Annotated in this window: 3 protein-coding genes and 1 riboswitch; all 3 genes read right to left on the bottom strand. The window is 48.2% G+C overall.

Going from position 1 to position 3,991, the window contains the following annotated elements; genetic code table 11:
- Positions 1-614, bottom strand: a 614-nt coding sequence (locus AB4Z33_RS30380) for an ATP-binding protein (protein WP_442053476.1), incomplete at its 3' end; no start/stop codon positions are given.
- 197 nt (positions 615-811) lie between these two features.
- On the bottom strand, positions 812-2,608 hold the full coding sequence (locus AB4Z33_RS30375) for a methyl-accepting chemotaxis protein (protein WP_442053475.1): 1,797 nt from the start codon (positions 2,606-2,608) through the stop codon (positions 812-814).
- Positions 2,609-2,702: 94 nt separating this feature from the next.
- A riboswitch (cyclic di-GMP riboswitch) is annotated at positions 2,703-2,788 on the bottom strand.
- A 71-nt stretch (positions 2,789-2,859) separates the two neighbouring features.
- Positions 2,860-3,630, bottom strand: coding sequence for a DUF1836 domain-containing protein (locus AB4Z33_RS30370; protein ID WP_442053474.1), 771 nt, complete (start codon positions 3,628-3,630; stop codon positions 2,860-2,862).
- Positions 3,631-3,991 lie beyond the last annotated feature (361 nt).

Below are 3,991 nucleotides of genomic sequence, written 5' to 3'. Positions count from 1 at the left end.
GGCGGCAGCGCACCGTTAATATTTCGCTCAAAGCGATCCTCGGACAAACGAATCGGCACCGGCAGAAACTCGCCGTAATGCGACATAAGCTGCTCTAATTTAAACCATTCATAATATTCCTCATAGTCTTCCTTGCACGTCAAATAAATCGTTGTCCCGATCGGCGCTTCGCGCTTCAGCTTGCGGATCGTATACGTGCCGTCTTGTCGGCCGCGCCATTCCAGCGTGTCGCCCTCCAGCGCAGAACGCGTGATCAGCACGATCTCAGCGCTTACGACGAAGCAGGACAGCATGCCGACCCCGAACTGGCCGATATAGTCGTCATCCCCATCCAACTCCTCGCGTTTAGACGTGCTTCCGATCTGCGAGAGGAAGCGGTGAATTTCGGGCTCCGTAAGGCCGATGCCGTTGTCATGAATCGCAATTGTTTTCGATGCGTATAGCTCAAATAATATTTTCGGCTCAAATTGATGCCCAAGCTTCCTGCGAGCTGTGATAGCGTCGACGCCATTTTGCAGCAGCTCTCTTACGAACACGCCCGGATTCGAATATAGATGCTTGGAGAGCAGTTCAATCATGCCCTGTAAATTTACTTGAAAGTTCATTTCGCTCATCGTATCACCTGTCTCCAATATGTAAGTTAAACTTAGTTCAAAGGCAATGCCGTCTGTATACGTTCATCATTCGCTGTTCTTGAACGTTATCCTTCTTTATCGACATATTGATCGATGTCCGACACTCTTTGCCGTTTATAAATAAAAAGAGTGCAGAGCGGCTATCGCTCTGCACTCCCTGTCCTGATTGCCCTGTCCTATATTTTGAATACCGAAGCGCGTTCCTTGAGCGCCTCCGATGATTCCGTCAACCGCTTCGACAATTCGCCCAGCTCGTCGGAAATGCCGTTCTGCATGTCGGACAGACCGCTTATTCCTTCCATCTGGCCGTTCACTTCCGTCGATTTCTCCAGCAGCTTATCGACGGCCGTAACGATATGCGTCATGCCTTGCGTAATCTCGTTGATCGCAGTCGATATTTCACTCACTTGATCAGATAACACTCCGCTCTGCGCTTCAATTGCCTGGAACGTCTCGCTAGCCGTTTCCGACGTCTCGCGAGTAGACTTGATGACATCCGAGAATTGGCTTATCGTACGGCCGCTGGCTGCGACATCCGCTTGAATAAGCGCCAGCTCCTTCGTAATCTGCTTCGAGATTGCGTCGGTCTGACCCGACATCTTGCGAATTTCTTCTGCAACGACCGCGAAGCCGCGACCGTGCTCGCCTGCGCGTGCCGATTCGATCGATGCGTTAAGCGATAATAGATTCGTCTGCGTATTAATATCTTGAATGCCTGCCAGGAACTTCGCAACATTGCCGTAGCGTTCATTCATCGATTCGAATGCGGCCGTCAGTTTATCGAACTGCTCCGCCGTCTCATTCACTTTCAGCACAACGCCCGCCATCTGTTGCGAGCCGTTAAGCGATGCTTGCTTCATCTTCTGCATATCGCCATTTATGTACTCACTGGACGCCGCGATCTCTTCCGAGCTTGCCGAGATTTGTTCGGTTACCGCCGAAATCGATGATGCGTCGTCATACTGGGCTTGCAATGACGTCTTGCCATATTCGATCTGGCCTTTGACCTGCTCGGAAGCGTCACGGTTGCTGCCGATCTTCTCCGTCATCTGGTTCGATACGCCTAACACCGTACCGCTCACATCAATCGTCGCTTTGATCGTCTCGCGCAGGTTGCTGCCCATGTCGGCGAGCGATGCGTCGATATCTCCGAATTCATCGGCGCGCTGCAGCTTCGACTGCTCCGTGAATTGATTGTTCCGGTACGCTTCGATCCGTTTCATAATGCCGGACAAGCCGGTCTTAATCGAACGTGTAATGCCAAATATCATAAAGGCAGGCAATACCGCCAATAGGATGACATTCACGAGAATGATTATATTCGCGCTATCGACGCTTTTGTTAAGCGACTTCTGCATAGACTGCGTATCTTCAGACAACTTTTTCTCCATCGCTTCTTTGGAAAAATCAATTATGATCGTGTAGACGCTGATCAGATCCGACACGCGCAGCGACTTTTCTTCAGCCGTTAATGCATTGACATCAATAGAAGTCGTGCTCAAATTCGTATAGGCAAGATCCAGCACCTTGATCTGATTCACATATTTTTGAGCATTCTCTTCGGCCGGATATTTAATATCCATAGCCTCGAATTGTTTACTTAATTGCTCTAAGCTAGTCGGGATTGTCGCTAACTCCGTCTTAATCGCAACAGCGTTCTCTTCCTCGGTACCGTTCTCGATCGCATCGATCATTTTCAGCATCGTCTTCAGCAGCTTGCCCGACACCGCTTGGTAATTACGTTCAGCTTCGGACAGCTTCTCGGACTCATCTACCGCGTTTGCTACCGATAAGTTCTGGGTATAGATGAATGCCCCAGCACCTAAGTTAAATAGGGTAATAATGGCGGAGATAATAAACAACTTCGTCGTAATCTTCTTCCCGTTCAACTTTTTCAAGCTTACTTGCCTTACTGTTTGCAGTGCTTTGCCAAGCCATGCTTTTCCTGTTGTTGCCCACGATGCTGCCTTCATGCTGATTCTCCCGCTCCCTCTGTCTACTCGAAAAATAGCAAAAAAGCTATCCAGGCCCCAGTCGGCGGATAGCTAAATAAAGCTAATCTAACCAACTGGCGGTCTGGCAGCCATAGCGTCTTGCCCCTTAGGCCCATAACTTTGCGTCCTTGCCTTTCGACAAGTTTGCCTTTTTCAGTTTGTCTGTTTTTTACATCAGCTTACATTATAGGACAGATTTCCTCTCATGTACATCCTTTTTTCCTATTTTTTCATGGCGAATTCAGGAACAGGGTCGCATTGCAATACCTTCTTGCGAGAGTATGAAAATAGGACGTTTGAATCGATATGACGGCTACCAGCAAAATATTGCGTATCGCTTCCCGCTGCTTGTCCGTCAATCCCGACAGCCTGTCCGCAAACCGATTGGCCGCTCCTCGAATGACCTCCTCTGTAAGCAGGTCCTGGTGTGGCTGCCCCTTCAGATGGCCGGTAATATCGAGTAATTGGTCGTTATTCGCGTCGAGCTCCTCGAACATCTTCGTATAAGTGGCGTACAGTTCGATCGGACCGACAAGATCATCGGACTCGTCTTCCGGCTTACCGAGCACAATCTCGAACAGCTTACGTATCGACTCGAAGTCGAGATTCGACTTCAGATCATCGATAATGAACAACAGCGCAGCTTGATTAAGGGAATATTTCTTCCCGGCCTTCGGACAGTCAAAATACGACYTAAAGTCTCTTTTGACCCAATTTTGCATAGAAGTAATGGAAAGGTTCGAATATTCAATAAGCTGACCCAGCGCCGATATTTCCTGCAGCGAGAAGCCTTTCACCTCACTGCCCTTAATTAACTTCTCTATTATAGGCGGCAGAAGCGTGGCGAGAAAGGCAGGCAATGTCGTCCCCTTCTCCAGATCGTACCGATGCGACTTCGCCCAAGCGCTCTGCAGCACTTGAATCGGCTTCTGACTGCTGCTGCCGCGCAAGGAGAGTAACAGCTCCGCCATCTCTTTTCGAGTAAGCGTAAAGGACTCCATATTCCTTCCTCCTMGCATTCACGACTTCGTCAAATTTGCTTACAAGTTCTTATGAACTTATCATATGCTCGCATTAGAGGGTTGTAAAGGGACGATATTCAATGAAAACAAGCCATCGTGCTTTCCAAAATACCGTTTATCGTGCAAAAACGGCGCTTAACGTTGCATACGACGGTTGTCATATGTTGTAATCATTCKGTATAGTTTAATTACCACACTCCTAACGTTAGGAGATGTACAGGTTGGTTAACTAAAAAATTCAAAAAACAAAGGGTAGTGAGAAACGAAAATGGGTATAGGATTCAATTTATTCATGGTTGCTCTTCTTATTTTATTAACTGCTTTTTTCGTGGCAACGGAG

The sequence above is a fragment of the Paenibacillus sp. 2TAB19 genome (assembly GCF_052115185.1).
In the GTDB taxonomy this organism is placed as follows: Bacteria; Bacillota; Bacilli; order Paenibacillales; family Paenibacillaceae; genus Pristimantibacillus.
Note: the sequence above shows the minus strand (reverse complement) of the source record. Positions and strands in the feature narration are given on the sequence as shown.